The organism is Mycolicibacterium tusciae (genome assembly GCF_002086795.1).
In the GTDB taxonomy this organism is placed as follows: domain Bacteria; phylum Actinomycetota; class Actinomycetes; order Mycobacteriales; family Mycobacteriaceae; genus Mycobacterium; species Mycobacterium tusciae.
This window is the reverse complement of record NZ_MVIM01000009.1, coordinates 184,732-204,908: the sequence shown is the minus strand read 5'-3', so window position 1 is coordinate 204,908 and position 20,177 is coordinate 184,732. Positions and strand designations below refer to the sequence as shown.

Annotated in this window: 20 protein-coding genes and 1 riboswitch; of the genes, 8 read left to right on the top strand and 12 right to left on the bottom strand. The window is 64.9% G+C overall.

Going from position 1 to position 20,177, the window contains the following annotated elements:
* Positions 1-7: 7 nt before the first annotated feature.
* From BST47_RS18510 to crcB (BST47_RS18500), 3 genes are read right to left on the bottom strand one after another with little or no spacing between them, the layout of a single operon-like run.
* Positions 8-475, bottom strand: coding sequence for a universal stress protein (locus BST47_RS18510; RefSeq protein ID WP_083127075.1), 468 nt, complete (start codon positions 473-475; stop codon positions 8-10).
* 36 nt (positions 476-511) lie between these two features.
* Positions 512-880, bottom strand: a complete 369-nt coding sequence (crcB, locus tag BST47_RS18505) for a fluoride efflux transporter CrcB (protein ID WP_083127074.1) — start codon at positions 878-880, stop codon at positions 512-514.
* Complete coding sequence (gene crcB / locus BST47_RS18500) at positions 877-1,428, bottom strand: fluoride efflux transporter CrcB (RefSeq protein WP_083127073.1); 552 nt, start codon at positions 1,426-1,428, stop codon at positions 877-879. The genes crcB (BST47_RS18505) and crcB (BST47_RS18500) overlap by 4 nt, the downstream gene beginning before the upstream one ends.
* Before the next feature lie 24 nt (positions 1,429-1,452).
* Positions 1,453-1,525, bottom strand: a riboswitch (Fluoride riboswitch).
* Between the two features lie 107 nt (positions 1,526-1,632).
* On the opposite strand from crcB (BST47_RS18500), the gene BST47_RS18495 reads away from it, so the two are divergent.
* The 3 genes from BST47_RS18495 to mbtN are packed head-to-tail and all read left to right on the top strand — an operon-like array spanning position 1,633 to position 4,636.
* Positions 1,633-1,902, top strand: coding sequence for a mycobactin biosynthesis acyl carrier protein MbtL (locus BST47_RS18495; protein ID WP_083127072.1), 270 nt, complete (start codon positions 1,633-1,635; stop codon positions 1,900-1,902).
* A 5-nt stretch (positions 1,903-1,907) separates the two neighbouring features.
* Positions 1,908-3,479, top strand: a complete 1,572-nt coding sequence (gene mbtM / locus BST47_RS18490) for a long-chain-fatty acid--ACP ligase MbtM (RefSeq protein WP_234809772.1) — start codon at positions 1,908-1,910, stop codon at positions 3,477-3,479.
* Entirely contained in the window at positions 3,476-4,636 is a 1,161-nt protein-coding gene (gene mbtN, locus BST47_RS18485) for a mycobactin biosynthesis acyl-ACP dehydrogenase MbtN (RefSeq protein ID WP_083127070.1), read from the top strand. The genes mbtM and mbtN overlap by 4 nt, the downstream gene beginning before the upstream one ends.
* On the opposite strand, the gene BST47_RS18480 is transcribed toward mbtN, so the two are convergent.
* Genes BST47_RS18480 through BST47_RS18465 form a run of 4 tightly spaced genes read right to left on the bottom strand, consistent with a single transcriptional unit; the run spans position 4,633 to position 7,629 of the window.
* A complete protein-coding gene (locus tag BST47_RS18480; RefSeq protein WP_083127069.1) occupies positions 4,633-5,331 on the bottom strand; it encodes a YceI family protein in 699 nt (232 codons plus the stop codon). The genes mbtN and BST47_RS18480 overlap by 4 nt on opposite strands.
* An 11-nt stretch (positions 5,332-5,342) precedes the next feature.
* Positions 5,343-5,975, bottom strand: coding sequence for a GNAT family N-acetyltransferase (locus BST47_RS18475; RefSeq protein WP_083127068.1), 633 nt, complete (start codon positions 5,973-5,975; stop codon positions 5,343-5,345).
* A 60-nt stretch (positions 5,976-6,035) separates the two neighbouring features.
* Positions 6,036-6,905 carry an LLM class F420-dependent oxidoreductase gene (locus BST47_RS18470; RefSeq protein ID WP_083127067.1) on the bottom strand — a complete coding sequence of 290 codons (870 nt, stop codon included), beginning with the start codon at positions 6,903-6,905 and terminating at the stop codon, positions 6,036-6,038.
* Between the two features lie 28 nt (positions 6,906-6,933).
* Positions 6,934-7,629, bottom strand: a complete 696-nt coding sequence (locus BST47_RS18465; protein ID WP_083127066.1) for an Ntn hydrolase family protein — start codon at positions 7,627-7,629, stop codon at positions 6,934-6,936.
* Between the two features lie 57 nt (positions 7,630-7,686).
* Here BST47_RS18465 and BST47_RS18460 point away from each other — a divergent pair, with 57 nt between their 5' ends.
* A complete protein-coding gene (locus BST47_RS18460) occupies positions 7,687-7,884 on the top strand; it encodes a hypothetical protein (protein ID WP_083127065.1) in 198 nt (65 codons plus the stop codon).
* Between the two features lie 48 nt (positions 7,885-7,932).
* Here BST47_RS18460 and BST47_RS18455 read toward each other — a convergent pair whose 3' ends face one another.
* The 3 genes from BST47_RS18455 to BST47_RS18445 all read right to left on the bottom strand — a co-directional run bounded on the left by BST47_RS18455 (position 7,933) and on the right by BST47_RS18445 (position 9,337).
* The gene (locus tag BST47_RS18455) at positions 7,933-8,271 is read right to left on the bottom strand and encodes a hypothetical protein (RefSeq protein ID WP_083127111.1); all 339 of its coding nucleotides are present in this window, start codon (positions 8,269-8,271) and stop codon (positions 7,933-7,935) included.
* 96 nt (positions 8,272-8,367) lie between these two features.
* Positions 8,368-8,907, bottom strand: coding sequence for a TetR/AcrR family transcriptional regulator (locus BST47_RS18450; RefSeq protein ID WP_083127063.1), 540 nt, complete (start codon positions 8,905-8,907; stop codon positions 8,368-8,370).
* Entirely contained in the window at positions 8,891-9,337 is a 447-nt protein-coding gene (locus BST47_RS18445) for an SRPBCC family protein (protein WP_083127061.1), read from the bottom strand. The genes BST47_RS18450 and BST47_RS18445 overlap by 17 nt, the downstream gene beginning before the upstream one ends.
* Positions 9,338-9,482: 145 nt before the next feature.
* On the opposite strand from BST47_RS18445, the gene BST47_RS18440 reads away from it, so the two are divergent.
* The 3 genes from BST47_RS18440 to BST47_RS18430 are packed head-to-tail and all read left to right on the top strand — an operon-like array spanning position 9,483 to position 14,961.
* The gene (locus BST47_RS18440) at positions 9,483-11,768 is read left to right on the top strand and encodes a DUF1214 domain-containing protein (protein ID WP_083127110.1); all 2,286 of its coding nucleotides are present in this window, start codon (positions 9,483-9,485) and stop codon (positions 11,766-11,768) included.
* A 9-nt stretch (positions 11,769-11,777) separates the two neighbouring features.
* On the top strand, positions 11,778-13,463 hold the full coding sequence (locus BST47_RS18435) for a patatin-like phospholipase family protein (RefSeq protein WP_083127059.1): 1,686 nt from the start codon (positions 11,778-11,780) through the stop codon (positions 13,461-13,463).
* Positions 13,464-13,479: 16 nt separating this feature from the next.
* A complete protein-coding gene (locus BST47_RS18430; protein ID WP_083127057.1) occupies positions 13,480-14,961 on the top strand; it encodes a flavin-containing monooxygenase in 1,482 nt (493 codons plus the stop codon).
* Here BST47_RS18430 and BST47_RS18425 read toward each other — a convergent pair.
* Entirely contained in the window at positions 14,958-17,342 is a 2,385-nt protein-coding gene (locus tag BST47_RS18425; RefSeq protein WP_083127055.1) for a CaiB/BaiF CoA transferase family protein, read from the bottom strand. The genes BST47_RS18430 and BST47_RS18425 overlap by 4 nt on opposite strands.
* Positions 17,342-18,805 (bottom strand): aldehyde dehydrogenase family protein, encoded by a 1,464-nt coding sequence (locus BST47_RS18420; RefSeq protein ID WP_083127053.1) that lies wholly within the window; start codon positions 18,803-18,805, stop codon positions 17,342-17,344. The genes BST47_RS18425 and BST47_RS18420 overlap by 1 nt, the downstream gene beginning before the upstream one ends.
* Positions 18,806-18,974: 169 nt before the next feature.
* On the opposite strand from BST47_RS18420, the gene BST47_RS18415 reads away from it, so the two are divergent.
* Positions 18,975-20,177, top strand: a complete 1,203-nt coding sequence (locus BST47_RS18415) for a cytochrome P450 (protein WP_165799816.1) — start codon at positions 18,975-18,977, stop codon at positions 20,175-20,177.

Here is a 20,177-nt window from a genome sequence, read left to right as displayed (position 1 = left end):
GGAGAATTCAGGCCGACGAGTCGGGTACCAGCAGCACCGCTCGGGCGTGTTTGCGAGTCAACTGGTGGGCGACGGACTGTCCGGCGAAGGTGTCGATGAACGAGTGCACTCCGCCCCGTGGTGCGCCGAGGACGATCATCACGGCATCGACCCGCTCGGCAAGCTCGGCGAGCACATCGGGTGGACGGCCGTGCATAGCGTGGTACGTCCAGTTCACGCCGAATTCGTCCAGCAGCTTTCGTGCGGCGACGGCGTGGGCTTCGACGCTGGCGTGGAACTGCTGTTCGTAATCCCACGCGTCCGGATCGATGGGTAGGTCGGCGACGTCGGCGATGTGCACCACGTGCAGGTGCGCGTCCAGATACCGTGCCAGCATCACCGCGTAACGCAACGCCGCGGCGCTCGCGGGTTCACGATCCCAGCCGACCACCAACTCCGCAGATGTCCGCGTCGTGGATTCGTCAAGGTCTGCCATTACGGGCCGCCTCCATCGGTCGAAAATCTCACGGGTTCAGAGCGCCCACACCACAGCCAGTCCGAGCGCGCATGCGGCGACCGATAGCACCAGGGAAACGAGCGCGTTGAGCAGCGCAAGTCCTCGCCGGCCTTGTTGGACCAGTCGCACGGTCTCGAAGCTGGCGGTGCTGAAAGTCGTGTAGCCGCCGCAGAATCCGGTGCCCAGCACGGTCTGCCAGGTGCTTGATTGGTCGTGGAACAGCACCAGTCCGGCGAGCACACCGAGGAACAGCGATCCCGTGATGTTGATGACGACAGTGGCCAAGGGAAACGGAGACTGCCAGCGCTGTTTCGTCCATGCGTCGAGCAGGAACCGCGTGACCGCGCCCGAGGCTCCCGCGAGGAAGGTGAGGATCGCAATCACTCGGGCGACCTCCTACGGTGCACCGCTGCCGTGATCACGATGCCAAGCCAGGCGGTGAACACGCCGCCCACGACGCTGAGCAGGCCGTAACTGATGGCGGTTCCGAAATCGCCGTGTCGGCCCAACAGCACGATCTCCAGTGCGAAGGTGCTGTAGGTGGTGAACGCCCCGCAGAACCCGGTGCCGGCGCAGAGGCGAGCGCGGCGGCGCCATCCCGAGTCCGCGCCGAGACGTGCGAGTCCCTCGAGCAAGCCGCCCAATAGGAAGGCGCCGCACAGGTTGATCGAAAAGGTCGCCCACGGCCACGATGCGCCATCGTGCGGTAGGGCCTTCTCCACGTAATAGCGCAGCGCTGTTCCGGCGATACCGCCGAGGAACACCCAGGCCATCGCCGATGGCCGTAGGTGCAGCGGTCGTAGCGGTCTGGCCGGGGCGTCGGGATCCGTGAGCAACTCGGCGTGGGAGTCGGCGGCCGCCGGCGACGTCCCTTCGCCAGGTACGTCTCCGTCGTCGTTCGGGGGCTTCACGCCCGGCGGTTCTGAGGTCATGTATTAGGTACCTGATCCATCGCAATGACGGCAGGAACTATCAGCCAATTGGCGGTTCGAGCGACGAGCTCGGGCGAGATCCATCACCACTTCGAAGGACTGTACCGCTCTAGCTGCGGATATCGGGGTACCAAAGCCGGCGCTTCTTCAATCGCGAGAGGTAAGGCTAGCCTCACCTTGGATTCGCGTGTACCGTCCCACGCCGTGACTTCGTCTAATCCAGAAGCCGTGAGCGCTGCACTCACCGAGATCCTGCGCGAAGACATGAACGTAGACATGCGCAGGGTCACGCGGGAATCCAGACTGATCGACGACGTCGGGCTCGACTCGGTGGCATTCGCAGTCGGACTGGTGGCCATCGAGGACAAACTCGGGGTGGCGCTGTCCGAAGAGGACCTGCTCAGCTGCGACACCGTGGGCGATCTCGAAGCGGTCATCCTTGCGAAGGTGCCCGCGGCCCACTTGAACTCGTGACCGTGCTGGCCGCGGCACTGTCGGCCGCGATGCGAGGAGCCAAAACCCAGTTGTCGGTGCTCGATACCGACAGCGACAAGTGGATTCACCATCCCTGGCCGGAGGTCCACGCCCGATCCGAGAACGTCGCCGACCGCATCGTCGACGACGGATCCACTTCGGTCGGCCTCGTCGGTGAGCCGACCATCGAGTACCTCGCCGCGATACCGGGCACCTTCTACGCGGGTGCGGGACTGTCGATCCTGCCGGGACCGATTCGGCGCGCCGATCCCGCGCGATGGGCGCAGACGACTTTGAACAGGTGGCGCAGCATCGGAGTGACGACGGTGTTCAGTCACGGCGCCGAGCTGGAACTGCTGCGCGAGCAGGCCGACGGAGTCGTCGTTCGCGATCTCGTCGACGTGGCCCACGCCCGCCGGTCCACCACCTTCGAAGCATCCCGGACAGCCGACGTCGCCATCCTGCAGGGCACTGCGGGTTCCACCGGAACTCCACGCACAGCGCAGATATCGCCCGCCGCAGCCCTGGCCAACCTTCGCGGACTGACCACGCGAATCAATATCGACGGCGACTCCCGACTGCAGAGCTGGTTACCGATCTACCACGACATGGGCCTTGCGGTCATGCTCGTGTCCACGCTCGGGCAGGCGGATCTTTGGCAGGCGTCCACAAAAGCCTTTTCCAGCAATCCATTTGGTTGGTTGAACTGGCTTCACGAGAGCAAGGCCACGATGACCGCGGCGCCCAATATGGCGTTCAACATCATCGGCAAGTACGGCAGCGGCCTCTCCGGTCTCAATCTGAGCAATCTCGGCTACACGCTCAACGGTGGCGAGCCCGTCGACTGTGACGGATACGCACGCTTCTCCGCAGAGATGGCCCGCTTCGGTTTCAACCCGAATTCACTTGCCCCGTCCTATGGGCTTGCCGAATCTACCTGTGCGGTAACCATTCCCGAGCCCTTCTCAGGTCTTCGTGTTGACGAGGTCACCGTCACCACCGATGCGGGTGAATCCACCAGGCGCTTCGCTGTCCTAGGCCACCCGATCGACGGTATGGAGATTCGGGTGAACACCGAGCAGCCTCACGCCACCGAGGTAACCGATCGTGAGGTCGGAGAGATCGAGATCCGCGGCACGTCACTCATGAACGGGTATGTCGGCGCGGCACCGATCGATTTTCGCGATTGGCTGCCCACCGGGGATCTCGGATACCTGACCGACGAGGGGGTCGTCGTCTGTGGCCGCGCGAAGGAGCTCATCACGGTGGCGGGACGCAACGTGTTCCCCAACGAGATCGAACGCATTGCCGGCCAGATCGACGGCGTGCGTGACGGTTGCGTGATCGCGATCGGCACGGGTGAGGCAACCGCCCGACCGCGACTGATCATCACCGCGGAGTTCAAAGGCGACGACGAGCCCGCAGCGCGCAGTGCCGTGGTTGCCCGCGTCGCATCCGAATGCGGTGTGGTGCCCGCCGATGTGGTGTTCGTAAAACCCGGTGCGCTGCCACGCACGTCCTCGGGCAAGCTGCGCCGGTTGGAGGTCAAGCGCAGCCTCGAAGGAGCCAGCCGATGACCGCAGATCTCCCTGCGGACGAGGACTACTGTGAGCTGCTCGACCGGGTCTTCGACGATCGGGTGACCAAGTGGACGGCCGAGGCAGAAGAGATCGAGCGCTTTCCCCGCCAGCTCATCGAATACCTTGGTGAATCAGGTATTTTCGCCGCCAAATGGCCGGAGGGCCAGCAGCATTCGGACGTCGCAAAGGTGATCGCTTTGGCACGGAAGCTCGGAACGCTGGGGTCGGCAGGCATCGGCGTCGGCGTGGGACTGCACGACTCCGCGATCGCGATTCTGCGGCGGTTCGGTAAGTCGGATTACCTGCGCAAAATCGCCGAGCAGGCGATTCGCGGCGAGGCGGTGCTGTGTATCGGTGCCTCCGAACAGTCCGGTGGATCCGACCTGCAAATCGTCGGCACCGAGGTCCGATCGGTCCGGGACGGATTCGAAGTCAAGGGCATCAAGAAGTTCGTGTCACTGTCCCCGGTCGCCGACCACGTCATGGCGGTGGCCCGCAATGTCGACCATGATCCGAACAGCAAGCACGGCAGCGTGGTCGTCATCGCCATCCCGTTGGCGCAGTGCGAAATTCAGCCACAATACCGCAAGGTCGGCGCGGGTCCGCTGGACACCGCCGCGGTGCACATCGACACCTGGGTGCCCGCCGACGCATTGGTCGCGCGGGCAGGCATCGGGCTGGCCGCGATCTCTTGGGGACTGGCGCAGGAGCGGATGTCGGTGGCGGGCCTGGTGTCGACGTCGGCTCAGCGTGTCATCGGAATCACGCTGGCGCGCATGATGACTCGCCGGCAGTTCGGCCATACCTTGTATGACCATCAGGCGCTGCGGCTGCGCATGGCCGACCTGCAGGCACGCGTCGATATGCTGCGGTATGCGCTTGACGGTATCGCGGCGACGGGCAAGCTGGATCTCCGAGCCGCTGCGGCGATGAAGGTCAACGCGGCCCGTCTGGGCGAAGAGGTGCTCAACGAATGTATGCACATCTTCGGTGGCTCGGGCTATCTGGTGGACGAGACACCGCTGGGCCGGTGGTGGCGCGACATGAAGCTGGCGCGGGTCGGCGGCGGCACCGACGAGGTGCTGTGGGAGTTGGTCGCCGCGGCGATGAAGCCTGACTACGACGGCTACGCCGAATTCAACCAGCTGCCCTAGTTCTTCGTGAGGTTCACCAGGAACTCGATCGTGCCAGTCGGTTCGACGGTCACAAAGCCGGCGAAATCCGGTGGCGTGACGTTGAAATCGGTCCAGGTGACCGGTACAGAGCCGGCGGCGACGATGGTGTCTCCCGCGCGTTGGACATCTACCTTGGCGGTGACGTCGCGCGCGATGCCCTTGACCGTCAGGCTCACCGGCACGTCCAGGGTCACCGGCGCACCGCTCTCGGGCACTGCGGCGACGTCGACCGGCTGAGTCACACGCAGCTCGGCGGTCGGGAACTTGCCGGTGTCGAGAATGTCCTCGCCGCGAAACTGGTTGTCGCGTGCGCTTTCCGGGGAGGCGATCGACGCCATGTCGACGGTGAATGTAGCCGACTCCAACTTCTCCGCGGCCACCACGGCCTCGCCGGTGACCTTTGGGGTCCGACCGTTGACGGTCAGCGGTGAGCCCCGCAGGATCTCGTCGACGCGATATCCCGCCTGCGTGCGTTTGGCTTCGTCGTCCGGTCCCGCCACCACCGTCCACGTCCCATTGACATCGGTGGTCGCCGCCTCCGTCTGTCCGGGCAACGTCAGCTCGGCGTCGGCCTCACCGGCGATGAACTCACGATAGATCCACGGTCCGGCCGTGAACCCGACAATGGCGAAGACGATCAGGATGCCGAGTCCCCACAGGACAGGCTTCTTCATGGCAGGGAACGCTAGCCGATATCGGGTACGTCCGACGGTGAACGCGGCAGCGCGTACAACGCCATTCGCCGATTCGACATGTCGTGCTCGCCGAGGAAAACGCCCCCGGCGTACTCGCAAACCGCCCGCGCTCCGGCGTTGCGGTGGTCGGGGTCGAACATGATGCGACGGCAGCGAGGTTCGAGCTCGAAAATGTTGGCGACCAAGCGAGGCAACATGATCGGCGCGATCCCACGATTGACGAAACGCATCTCCGCGATCGCCGCATGCAGACCGATGTCATGAGGATCTGCGTCATAGCGCGGCGCGATCGAGTCCTTCGCCGCTCGGTAGAGCTCGACGTAGACGAACGGCTGGCCGCGAAAACTGCCGATGAAGGGCCGCGAGTATTCGCCGTCGAGTTGGGCCTGCAGGTAGCGTTGCCACCGTTCCGGCGGCCAGTCGTATTCCCACGCCTCCACCAGATGCGGGCGGTTCATCCACTCCGACACCATGTCCGCATCGGCCGACGCGTCGGCGAGCCGGAAGCCGTAGGGGTCGCCAAGGGCAGGCGTCGGCGGCGCGCCAACGGCACGAACCTCGTCGGACACCGATGTCAGCTCACGCGGCAAGACGGGTGATGGGGCCTCGTCAATGTCGTTCATCGCCCGCCGAGCCTACCGGAGCAAATGAGGGTAGGTTTACCTACCTTCTTCTCGCCTCGGTCAACGCAGCGCAGAAGCCCAGCGTGCCGCCACGGCCGAGACCCAGCCCGCGGCGAGTTCCGCGTCTTCGGGCGGGCCTTCGACGATGACGAGTTCATCGACGCCGAGGTCGGCCAGCGCGGCGGCATCGTCGATCTGCGGATCGCGCAGCGCTACGGTCACCCGCAGCTCACCGCGGTCGCGACCGTTTTCCGCGCACTGGGCACCCAGGAATGCGATCCGTGCGGCCGCTTCGGCAACCCCGGCGAGGTTGAAGCCGTACCAGCCGTCGCCCCACGCCGCGACCCGACGCAGCGCCGCATCACTGTTGCCACCGACGACGATCGGGATAGACCGATCCGCGGGTTTCGGGTTGACGCGCACCGAATCGAACGCGACAAACTCTCCTTCGAACGTGGCGATGTCGTCGCGCCACAGTGCGCGCATCGCTGCCACATACTCCTTCGTGCGCGCGCCACGCCTTTCGAAGGAGACACCGAGTGCGTCGAACTCCTCACGCGACCAACCGATTCCGACGCCCAACGAAAGCCTGCCTGCGCTCAATCTGTCCAGCGTCGCGGCCTGTTTGGCGACGACGACCGGATTGTGCTCGGGCAGCAGCAACACCCCGGTCGCGATCCTGATCGACGAGGTCGCAGCGGCAGCGAAGCTCAATCCGATCAGCGGGTCGATCCAGTCCGCGGTCGACGGGATCGCGATCTGGCCGTCGTCGGAGTACGGATAGCGCGATGTCGAACGGTCCACCATCACGACGTGCTCGCCCGACCACAGGGTGGCGAATCCGGCGCGTTCCGCTCCGGTCGCGACCGCGTCGATCACGGCGCGATCGGCGCCGGCACCAATGCCGAGAGCGTGCAGTCCCAGGTCCATGCGGCGATGGTCCCACGCCCTGCGCGGATCACTCGAAGAGTTCGTCGATTGCCTTCTGCTCCAGGTCAATCCATTTGGCGACCCGCTCGCGGACCTGCGCGACTTCGTCCTCGTCGAAGTGCCGGGCCCCATCCGGTGTGATCCGGCAGATGTCCATCGGACCACCGATGCTCGGCGAGGACGTGTCCAACGTGTCGAGTACCCGCAGGGCTGCCACGACCCCGTAGTCGACACTGCGCTTGGACATCTGGAAATGGGCCAGCAGCGCGTAGGCCTGCTGGGCCATCGGCGAGCCACTGCCGACTGCCTGAAAGCCGGTCTCTTCGTGGTGTCCGATCAAGCCGTGCGGATCGATGTCGACGATGAACGGCTTTGCGTCGGAGTAGCCCGCAGCCAACATGTACGTCGCGGGAGTCGCACCGGGCTTCCCACCGGGAACCTCGGCGATGAAGCTGCTGTAGTGCTGTTCGAGGACGGGCACCACCCGTTGCTGGAGGGCGTGGCCGACGTCAGGAGCTTCGACGATCGCGTCCGCCTCGGCATCGAAGATTCGCTCGAGGTCGAACAGCACTGCCCGAGACCCGCTCCCGCCCCACGCGGCGTGCTTGCCGAGTGCGTGCAGCTTCTGGGCTGGATAGCTCACTGCGCGCACGGGATCGGTGATTTGCGAGTCCGACGCCATCACCAGACCATCGGCACACCGCAATGCGAGAACGACCGTCACACCTCACTTCTACCCAGATGGTGTTCGTCTCACTCCGCACCGTGGAATCGTGAAGGGATGGATGTCGACCGCGTGGCGGAACTTCAGCGCTGGCAGGACTCCGGGGCTTTGTGGGAGGTGCTCGCGCGAAAGAGCGGCTCCGTCACGGTTGCATTGTTGCGGTGCGACGGCGGTGAGGAGATGGACCGGTTCACCTCCGACGATCCGCGTCTGTTGGCGTTCATCGGCGACCGGCGCAGCAGCGACGACCAATGAAAGCCACGGAAGCCCCGCCCAAAGGACGGGGCATCCGCTGACGTGTCATCAGAACGGCGCGGTTCTGAAACCACCTTCCCACTGCACGCCCCAGGCATTCAGCTCACTGTTCCACTCCACCGGGAGCCACGGCGCCCAGTACGGCGGCGGCGGAGCAGGTGGCGCCCACACCGGCACGAAGCCACGATGCCCCGGCGGCGGAAGGCCGCGCTGCCCGGGCGGCAACGGATTGCCCGGGCCACCGACATTCACCCCCGGACCTGGACCAGGCCACGGTGGACCCGGCCACTTCGGATCGGCATTGGCGACACCTGCGCCAACCCCGAGTGCACCGGCGGCAAGAGCGCCGGCGCATATGGCCGAAACGACGCTCTTCTTAATACTCATCAGGTCGACTCCTTCAATCTGCACACCCGCGACGTGCGGAAATGCCTGTCAGTTTCGACCCCCGACGTCACCAGGCTACCCACCGGCGGCTGCGGCCTAAACGCCTGCTCGACGCACCAGATCGACGAATGCTGCCAGGGCCGCATCGACCCCATTGCGATCGTCCGTGGCGACCAGATCGAGCAACAGACCCCGCGCGACGGCCAGACCCAGACGCATCATCGCGGGATCGACCGCCCAGGCGGCGTCGTCGGTCAGCCAGTCGTTCACAGCGCCGGGCAGCATTCCGGAGAACGGCGCCTCGCCCTGTGCGCCGCGCGCGTAGCACTCGAAGAACAGGCGCTCGAAGGGGCGCAGTTCAGGCCTGCGCAGGTTGGCCCACATGGCCCCGATGGCGTCGGCTGGTTCGGTGGGCAGGTCACGCATCATCGACATCTGGCGACGTTCAACCTCCCCGACTATCGCGAGCAGCAGTTCGTTGCGGGAGCCGAAGTGGTGCAACAGCATCCGGTGGCTCGTCCCGACCGCCGCCGCAACGTCGCGCAACGACCGGTCACCGATCCCGCGCGCAGCGACTTCCGCGACCACTGCGTCAAGCAGTTCTTGGCGGCGCTCGAGGTCAGGAGGCCGGGCCATTGAGGTGGTACGACTGCTCGCTTCGCGCTTTCAGGCCTGCGGCCTCCAACTCGAGGTATCTCCGCGTCAGTCGGCGCATGAGGAGGCCGACCAAAGTCCCAATCGGTCCGCCCTGGTCGATCTGCTGACGTACTCGGGTACGGCCGTCGGCGAGCTCCTCGATGTCATGGCTCGCCTTGGTCAGCCCACCGGGCGAACGCTGGACCCACGTCCATGACCTGCCCGGTTCGACATCCGTGACCTCCCAGACGAGCTTCGGCATGCGCGGCTGCTTGATCTCGAACCGTTTGCCCACCGCAACGCCGGGTCCGTCGAGCGCAACCAGGCTGGTGACCGAGGCGGTCCATTCGGGCCAGCGTTCGACGTCGCTGAAGACATCCCAGACGACTGTGGCCGGTGCGTCGATCTCGACGCCATCGTCGGTAATCATGTACCAGACGGTACATGAATTATGGCGGGCACGGAAGCATCCGGCTTCCTGCAAACAACCGAAAGTGCATGCGGAAACGGCTGGACCGCGATTACCGTCGAGCAAACAGCTGAATCTCGATCAGCTGATGCACGAAAGGCCTTCCATGGCTACGAACTCCTTGGCAACGACGTCAACCGGCTACGGACGTTTCATCGGGAGGGTCGGCGCGCTGGCTGTCGTGCTCGGGATCGGAGTCGCCGTCGCCAACAGCCCAGCTGTGGCATGGGCACAGGACGGAACGTCGGGTGCCTCGGACTCGTCCCCCGGCGGCGCGGGAACGACGGACACCGGTTCCGCCGGAGGACAGGGCACGGGTGCGACGGGCGCGACGACGGGTACAACGAGTACGACGGGCACGACGGGCACGACGGGCACGACGATCGGCGTGAACGCCGGCAACGACGACGCGAACAATGACCGAGACGACGACGAAGACGACGACGACGATGACGAAGACGATGACGATGACGATGAGGGATCGCCCAATGACGGCGAAGGATCAATTGGGTCGAAGAAGAACGAGGACGACGACTCGAACCGCATGACCCGCAAGCTGAATACGCGTAGCAGCCGGGTCTCGCTGGACGAGCATGTCAACACCGTTCGACAGGCATTCAACGCCCTACGGACGGCAGCCACCGCGTCGACGGCCACCAACCAACCAGCAGCGCGAGACACCGTGAGTACCGCCGCGGTCGCCGATCCAGCGCCTGCCCCGGTCGAGAAGTTCTTCACCGCCATCGTCGCGCCATCGCCGAAGGAGTTGCCACGGGTGACCGCCCCCGCCGCGACGGTGTCCACCGACGTCGGCGGCGTGGTCGGTACGGTGTTGTCCGCCTTGGGTTTCAGCTCGCAAGCGGCCACCGGACCGACGGCACCGCCGCAGCCTCCAATGGCGTGGGCGATGCTGGGCTGGGTGCGCCGAGAGCTCGGAAACTTCGACTCGCGCGTCGTTTCTGCCGCCAGTGGGCCGGTCGCGGCACTGGTGACCGAGGACGTGGCGGCCGCCGCAGCCACCAGCCCGCTGGCCACACCTCAGCAATTCAGCGCCGAGGAGATCGCCGAACAAACTGCGCAGTCGTTCCCCGTGACGGCGATGAAACTTGTTCTGCGCCAGCAGTTCCTGGCCGCAGCCAACCGGCTGTACCCCGACGGTATCGACGCGGAGAACATGGCGCAGCTCGACCGGGCGGTCGACGAATACGCCAGGGCCGCCTCGTTCCAGCAGTTGCTGCTCGACTCGATGAACCCGACGGTGGTCGCCCAGGTCGCCCCGCCGCACTTCTGGGACGGCCGGTACGTGGCCGGGAGCCGGATCCTCTATGACAACCCTGACACCGTTTATCGCTTCATCGGTGTCAACGGCGCATCGACGTATGTCATCAGAGGCCAGTTCCACGATTGGGACAACGTCGAAGCACGGCCCACCAACGTCACCTTCAGTGTGCTGTCGGGCGCTTCAGGAACGACGACCACGGTCATGACCATCACCGAGGACATGGTCAACGAGGACGGCAGCTTCGAGATCATCGTCGACAGAGAGCCCGCAGACGGACGACCGAATCACCTGCAGCTGACCAACAACTCCACGATCATCGCGGTGCGCGACACCTTGGGCGACTGGAACGACGAAACGCCGATGAGCCTGACTGTCGAGCGCGTCGCGGGCCCGCCCCCCAGTTTGTTCGCTCAACTCGGCGGCTTCGCGTTCTTCGGAGAAAGCATCGTCGGCGATCCCCTGCTCGTCGACCTGGTGTCGACTGTCCCACCAGCGCCGTACATGCCTCCGGCACTGCGGGGCGCGGTCGCCACGTTCATTCTGATCGTGCGTGGCGCATCGGAGCAGGAAAAATACATGGCGCTGGCGACCACCGACCCGGAAACCGGGGAACCTCGCCCGGTCAACACCGTCAGCCAGCCGTCCAGCAATGCGGAGTTCCTCGCGAACCAGCTGCAGAGCAACGGCCACTTCCAACTCGAGGACGACCAGGCCCTCGTGCTCACCATCGATCCCGGCGACGCCGGATACTTCGTCGTGCCTACCTACAACGTGTGGACGATCACGAACGACTACCGGAACGAGCCCGCGAGCCTGAACATGGACCAGGCGAAGAGAAATCCAGACGGCACCTACACCGTGGTGATCTCGCCGACCGATCCGCTTGCGGCGAATTGGATTTCGACGAATGACTTGAATCAGGGCACCCTGGCGATCCGGTTCCAGGACATCGACCCCGACTCGCCGAATCAACCCCGCATCGTGGATCAGCGCGTCATGACCCACGACGAGCTCCGCGAGTTCCTGCCCGCAGAGGACTTCATCACCGAACAGGACCGTCTGGATCAGATCGAATCGCGCCAGGCCGGCTTCGACAGACGCTGGACGTAATCACACCGCATGGAAGACTCTTCAGCCGATGCCGTATTCAATCGGCTCAGCCGCCGTGAGGTCGCGCTCGACCTCGTCGAGGCAGTCGAGGACGAGGTCGTCGACTCCGTCGGCACTGTCGCTTTGCCGTCCGCCGAGCCGACGCTTCTCCTGCAGAAGATGGAGAACAAGCTCGTCCGACATCATCTCGCCAAACCGGAGGTGTTGAGCCCCGAAGAATTGCGCAAGCTGCGCTACATCCTCAACTTCGCCCGGCTCTCCGATTTCGAGCCCGGAGCTGCGGGCCCAAGCGGCAGCCGCGGACGCGGCGACATCTCGGTGGGCGCCGAGGTGGCACCGTGGCGCGCGAGGGTGGCCGATTCGCTGTACGGCCCGCTGCGCGAGGAACGTGACCCGACAAAGGCATTGGCGAAGGCACGCGATGTCCTGGCGGAACTGACCGGCGACCAGGACGAGCAACGTCGTCAGCTGATCGACAATCACGGGAACGATTTCTCCCCCGCCGAACTCGATGCCGAGGTCGGATACAAGAAACTCGTTACCGTACTCGGCGGCGGTGGCGGTGCGGGGTTTGTCTATATCGGCGGCATGCAACGACTGCTCGAGGCCGGTCAGGTACCGGACTACATGATCGGCTCGTCATTCGGATCGATCATGGGCAGTGTGGTCGCCCGGGCTCTGCCGGTACCCATCGAGGAGTACGTCGCGTGGGCCAAGACCGTGTCGTACGGCGCGATCCTGGGCCCCGAGCGCCTTCGCCGCAGGCACGGGTTGGCCGGTGTGTTTTCGTTGCGCTTCGACCAGTTCGCCGATGCGCTGTTCAGACGTGCCGATGGCGAGCGGATGCGGATGTCGGACTTGGCGATTCCGTTCGACGTCGTGGTCGCCGGCGTGCGCAGGCAGCCCTATGCGGCTTTGCCGTCGAGATTTCGCCGCCCGGAATTGGCGGCATTGCAGATGCGGACGCTGCCCTTCCTCCCCATCGGTATCGGGCCCCAGGTAGCGGCGCGGTTGTGGCAGGTGTCTGCATTCATCGACCTGCGGGTCGTCAAGCCGGTCGTCATCGGCGACAACGACCAGACTCGCCAGTTCGACGTCGTTGACGCGGCATCCTTTTCGTCGGCCATTCCCGGTGTGCTGCACCATGAAACGAGCGATCCACGAATGGTCCCGTTGCTCGACGCGCTGTGTGAAGACAAGGAGGTCGCCGCGTTGGTCGACGGTGGCGCCGCGAGCAACGTGCCCGTCGAGCTGGCATGGAAGCGGGTCCGCGACGGCAGGCTCGGCACCCGTAATGCCTGCTACCTCGCATTCGACTGCTTTCACCCGCAATGGGACCCCCGCCACCTGTGGCTCGTCCCGATCGCCCAGGCGGTCCAGTTGCAGATGGTGCGCAACGCGCAGTATGCCGACCATCTGGTGCGTTTCGCGCCGACGCTGTCGCCCGCGAATCTCGCACCGTCGGCGGCGTCCATCGACCGCGCCTGTACGTGGGGACGTAAGAGCCTCGACAAGGCCATCCCCGTGACGACGGCGCTCCTTCAGCCGACGTGGTGGGAGGGTGACCGGTCTGCGGTCCCGGGCGCCGAGCCCGCCCACGCGGCATCGGTGGCGTCGCCGATGAGCGCGGTGATGGCGGCGACCCACGAGCCCGCGAACCGCTTGGCGCGGTGGCGAAATCGACGCCTGACGTGATTCGAGCCGCCGTCAGATGACCGAAACCGTCGCGGTGATCGGCGCCGGGCCCGGCGGGCTCGTCACGGCACGGTGGCTGTGTTCGCAGGGGTTCGATCCGACGATCTTCGAGCAGCAGCCCCAGCTGGGCGGGCAGTGGACCGGTCTGTCCGGTTTCAGCGGTGTGTGGCCGGCCATGTACACCAACACCAGTCGCGTGTTGACGGCCTTCAGCGACCTGGAGCACGACGGCGACCAGACGTTCCTGTCCAACCGCGACGTCCTCGACTACTTGAACCGCTACGCCGACATGTTCGGTCTGCGGACCCGGATCCGGTTCGGACAACGGGTGGACCACGTCCGTCGCACCGGAACCGGATGGCAGGTGACGCTCAACGGCGCCGACGAGGCCTTCGACCGCGTCGTGGTGGCAACCGGCAGGTTCCGCTCCCCCGCCATACCCGAAGTGCCGGGCATCGAGACGTTCGTCGGCTCCGCAGGCGCGTTGTCGACGTTCGACTATCGGGGAGCGAATCCCTATGTGGGTAAGCGTGTTCTGGTGGCGGGTTGTGCGGTCAGCGCGTTGGACATCGCCACGGAACTGGCGTACCTCGGTGCGACGCGGGTGGTCGTCACCCAGCGAAAGCAACGCTACGTCCTACCCAAGTTCGCTGCGGGCATCCCATCCGACCATCGGATCTTCACGCGGTACGGAGCGCTGGCGAACGAAACACTCCCACCGGCCGAGATCGATCGCCAACTCAAAGAGATCGTGGTGGACGCCAACGGCAGCCCCGAGCAGTACGGTGCGCCGGCGCCTGATTCCTCATTGTTCGCCGCCGGTGTCACCCTCAACCAAGGGTATCTCCCATTGGTAGCCGAAGGACGAATTTCCGTGCGGCCGTGGATGACGTCGGTCGACGGGCCGAAGGTGAGCTTCGACGACGGACACGTCGAGGAATTCGACGGGATCCTGTTCGGGACCGGGTTCGCATTGAATCTGCCGTTCCTCGGCGACGAAATCCGACACGCTCTCGACGTCGATGCGGTGCACCTGGACGCCGACCGCTTCACCTTCCATCCTGATCTTCCGGGCCTGGCGATGGCGGGCATGTGGGATCAGTCGGGCGGATACTTTGTGCCGCTGGAACTTCAGGCCCGCTGGATCGCCTACACCTGGGGTGGTGCGGTACCGCTGCCCGACGAGAGCGCGCAGAGGGCAGCGATCGCGGGATACCGCGCGAGCCGCGGACTGTCGCAGAAGACCCGGATGAACTTGGTGGCGGTCGCCTTTGCGCGCGCCGCCGGTGTGGAGCCGCATCTGGAGAACTGGCCGAAAATGCGCAGAGCATTGCTGTTCGGTCCGCTGGCGCCGAGTTGTTTCCGGCTCGAAGGCCCGGACGCACTCCCCGAAGCGCCGGCGCGATTCACGCGCGACGCCGCGGCGTTTGGCGCTATCACATCCAACGAGATGACCGAACGGGAGAGCCGCTATTGGTCGCAGGTGGTGGAACGCTAGGCGTGGAGTGCGGTTTCCCCGATGACGTGCTGTGCACGCAGGTTCTCAATCTCGTCATCCGATAGACCCAGGCCACGAAGAATCTCCTCGTTGTGTTGTCCGAGTGTCGGTGAGGCGAAGCGGTGGTGGCGGTCCGGTCCCGGCGTCATCGTGAACGGCCAACCAGGATAGCGGTGCCGGCCGGTCACCGGGTTCTCGATCTCCTCGTAGTACCGACGTTCGTCCAACTGCGGGATGTCGTACATCCGATCCGCGGTCATCACTCGCTCGGCAGGCACGTGGCGTGACGCGAGTTCGTCGACGATCTGATCCGCCGTCAACGCTCGCGTCCAATCCGTGACCACGTCGTCGAAGTCGTCGTGGAATCGTTCACGGCTCGCCGAATATGCGAACCGGGCGTCGGCCGCAAGGTCTGGTCGACGCATCGCTTCCACCAACTGCGTCCAATCGCGGTCATCGCGCACCGACAATGCCACCCAGTCGTCGTCGACAGCGGTCGGATAGACACCTTGTACGAGCCCTCGGTGCCGATTACCGTTGCGCAGCTGGAGAATCCCGTTCATCGTATATTCGATGACGGGTTCGGCCGTCACACACGCCGCCACCTCGATCTGCGCCACCTCGATGAGCTGTCCCTCCCCGGTGCGGCGGCGGTGCTCCAGCGCGCCGAGTAGTGCAACGCCCGCGTGCACCCCGACGATCGGATCGGCCGGACCCTGCAGATTGCAGGGAGACCCGTCGGCGTATCCGGTGATCGCCGACATTCCCGCGGTCTGCTCGAAATTGAGCGCCCATCCGACATAGTCACGCCAGGGCCCGTGCAACCCGTATCCCGGCATCCGCACGAGGATGACATCGGGTTTGAGTTCGACGAGGGAGTCGTAGTCAAGCCCGAAGTGCTCGATCACCCGCGGCGAAAAGTTCTCGACGACGACGTCGGCCTCGCGGACTAGCCTTCGCACGATATCGCGGCCCGCGTCCGAGGTGAGATCCAAAGTGATGTCCCGCTTGTTGAGGTTGGTCGCCTGCCACATTCCACTGCGCTCGTACCAGCGGTCACCCTCGTGCGCCCATGCCCCCGAGTAGCGGAACCCGTCGGGTCGTTGGATCGATTCGACCTTGACGATCTCGGCACCGAAAGCCCCGAGGTAGCACGTCAGGTATGCGCCGGCCCAAAACGTGGACAGGTCGAGCACCTTGATGTCCTCGAACGGCATGGCGAAATTCATTTCCGCACCGCCTCGCGGCTGTTCATGTCCGCCGGCTTTGACCGCCGCAGATCCGCCGGTACCGAAAGCAGGCGCGGGCCGCGGCGGTGACACCGGCGACTTCTCCAATCGGAAGGGTGCGCCTGGCCTACGGAATGTCCAGTCGTCGCGACCAGAACCAACGAAGAAGCCGCGCTCACGGTACTGCGCAGACTCCAGCACCGTCGCCCCATCATTGACCGGTGCCGCAGGAATCCGCATCGCCTGACTCAGCTCGACGATCTCGGCCACGGTCCGTTCTGCGAGCCAGGGTTGTGCCTTTTCGAGAAACTCGCCGCGTTCGGGCCCCCCGAGCATGATCTCGATCTGTAGTTCGCCGTACTCGGACAACTCCAGCATCGCGCATGCGTCCAGCCAGTGTTGTCCGGTCAGGCAGTTGATTCCAAGCCAGCCGTCGGCGGCCCTCAGGATACCCATCATCGGGGCGGACCGGGTATTGGACGGCATACCAAGGCTCTTTATTTTCTCGGCCAGCAGCATCGGGTATGGCAGTGTCGACAACAGCGACTCGAACGCAGATAGGTCGACCTCGAGAACGCCGGTGGTATTAGCGCCCCGGATTCGTAACGCAGTGAGGGCGGCAAGAGCGCCGTAGCCGCCGGCGACGTACTCGGAGATTCGACCGCCTGCCTGCACCGGCGGCCGACCTGGTTCTCTGGTGTTGACCCATCCCGACGCCGCCTGCACAGTCAGGGGTGTGGCGTCGCGATCACGCAACGGGCCATGCTGGCCAAAGTCGGAGATGCGGACGACAACGAGGTCGGGGCTCAGGGCCGACAGCGCGTCCTTGCCGAGGCCTACTCTGTCCAGCGCTCCTGGCCGCAGACCGTCCACCAGCAGGTGCGCCTGCGAGATCAACGCCCCAACCGTAGGTGCATCGCTGTCGAGATCGACTGTGGCACCCCGCTTTCCCGCATTCAGATATTCGAACAGCCCCGACTTATTTGGATCCGACCTCCCGCCCGGGAACGGTCCCCAGCGCCGCATCGGGTCCCCGGACGGGGGTTCGACCTTCGTGACATCAGCGCCGAGGTCGACCAGCAACTTGGCGCAGTACGGCCCGGCGATCTCCTCGGCGATCTCGACGACGCGCAGACCCTCCAGCGCCGCCATCACGCCGGAATTCCGATGGCCTTCTGTTCCATATAGCTGTACAGACCGGGCAATCCGCCGCCTTCGCGGCCCAGTCCGCTCTGCTTGAAGCCGCCAAACGGCGCATCGCCTGGGATGCAACCGTTCACGGCGATCTGTCCGGTGCGGACACGGCGCGCGACGGCGACTGCACGGTCGACGTCGGCGCCCCATACCGCGCCGGACAGTCCGTACTGCGAGTTGTTGGCGATCGCGACCGCGTCGTCGTCATCCCGATAGCGCAGCACCGTCAACACCGGACCGAACACCTCTTCCTGCGCGATCGTCGAGTCCGGGGCGACGCCTGTCAGGATCGTCGGCTCGTAGTAGAAACCCTGGTCGAGGCCGGAAGGCCGTCGACCGCCGGCAACCACCGTTGCGCCGTCGTCAACCGCCGCGGCGACATGCGCTTCAACTCGTTCCAGTTGAGTTCGACTGATGAGCGGACCCATCTGCACATCGAGATCCGTTGGGTTGCCGACCTTTACGCACCTGGCCAACTCGACGAGCCTGTCGACGACGCTGTCATGGATTCGCTCCGGCAGCAGCAGGCGGCTTTGCAGGATGCACGCCTGCCCGGCATGCAGCGAGCAGCCGTCGAAGAGGAACCGTTCCAGCAGCTCGTCGGTCACGTCGACATCGTCGAGAAAGATGCCAGCCGACTTTCCGCCGCACTCGAGCAGGATACGTTTCATGGTGGCGCCCGCGGCAGCCATCACCTGCCGACCGACCAGGGAACTCCCGGTGAAGCTCACCATGTCGATACGCGGGTCGGTCGTCAGCAGCTTGCTAGCCTCGACCGAGGTCGGGGTGACCACGTTGACCACACCCGGCGGAATGTCGGTGTGCTCGTCGATGATTCGTGCGAGCGCAAGACCGGCCAGTGGGGTCAGCGGTGAGGGTTTGAGCACGATGGTGTTGCCCGCGGCCAACGCACGACTCACCTTCATCACGTTGAGGCTGTGGGGAAAGTTCCACGGGGTCAGGATCGACACCACGCCCTGCGGCTCGTGACGAAGCAACGTCGTTCCGGCCGCCCCGAAGGGACTGATCTGCTGATCGTCGAGTTGCAGTGTCAATTCGGCTGTGTTCATCGCCATGAAGGCCGGGCCGTCGATCTGGATCACGCGCTCGTTGGCGGTGCAGCCCCACTCTGCCTGCGACAGCGCAAAGAACTCGTCGGCACGTTCCATGAGTGCATTGCCCAGCTGATCGAGGCATCGTGAGCGGTCCTCCACCGAGGCGTTGGCCCACGGCCCTGAGTCGAACGCACGGTGCGCGGCCGAGATCGCCGCATCGACATCGGCAACGCTGGCGTCGGGAGCTTGGGCGATCGTCGCCTCCGTCGCCGGCGAAATATCGTCATAGCGACCGCTCCCGGGCTCCACCCACCGCCCGTCGATGTACAGCTCATATGAATCGAGGAGTGGACGTGCGTCGGCCATATCGCTTCCTCACCTGATCATTGGTCAACACTTGGTGTACACCTGTCGGACGCGCCCGTCAATCACGGTGATCCAACTCGCTTGAATTCCAACAGATCACTGGTCATTGACAGCGCCAATGCCATCAAGTAGACACATATGAATCGGACAGATTACGTATATCTGTCTGATGCCATCGAGGGAGGCCGCCTTGCGTACCGAAGTCCCTCTGCACTCCCCCGACTTCTTCGTGGGCGATCCGTATCCGGCGTACAAGGAACTGCGCGCTAACGATCCGGTCAGCTGGAATGACGTCACCCATTTCTGGGCGCTACTGAAGTACGAGGACATCAGGTACGTGTCCACGAATCCGGCCAAGTTCTCCTCGACCAAGGGGATCACCATCCCCGACCCGGAGTTTCCCAATCCGGTTCAAGAGGGCAACCTCATCTTCACCGACCCGCCGCGCCACCGGCAGCTCCGCAAGCTGATCAACACCGGATTCACACGGCGTCAGGTCGCCAACCTCGAACCGAAGGTGCGCCAGATCGTCTACGGCGTGCTGGCCGACATCAGCGCCGACTCCACGGTGGAGTTCGCGGAGACTCTCGCGGCCCCGCTGCCGACCCGGATGATCGCCGAATTGCTCGGCGCCCCGCCCGACGACTGGGAAAGTTTCCGGCGGTGGTCGGATGCGTGCACCGGGAACGCCGATCCCGAAATCGAGCTCGACTCGATGGTGGCCATCGGCGAGCTGTTCGAGTACTTCCAGCAGCTGATCGCCGCCCGGCGTTGCGAGCCGCGAAACGACATGCTCTCGGTGCTGAGTACCGCGGAGGTCGACGGCGCCCGGTTAACCGATGAGGACCTGTTGAACTTCGCGTTCCTACTGCTCGTGGCGGGCAACGAAACGACCCGCAATCTGATCGCACTGGGCACGTTGGCGCTCATCGAGCATCCCGACATCTGCGCACGGCTCGCCAGCGATCCCGCACTGATCCCTGATGCGGTGGAGGAGATGCTGCGCTGGTGCAGCCCGGTGACCCACATGGCACGGACGGCAACCGTCGACGTCGAGATCCGGGGGCAACGTATCCGGGAAGGCGACACCATCGTCATGCTCTACGGGTCGGCCAACCGCGACGAGGAGATCTTCGGATCCGACGCCGAGGAGTTCAAGCTCGGGCGTAATCCGAACCCGCACATCGCCTTCGGTTGCGGTGAGCACTCGTGCATCGGAGCGCAGCTGGCCCGACTCGAGGCACGCGTCTTCTTCGAGGTGCTACTGGGCAGCTATCCGAAGCTCGATTTGGTTGGCGACGTCGACAGAATGCGGGCGACGATGGTGCCCGGCGTCAAACGCATGCCGCTTCGGCTCGGAACGGGGCGCTGA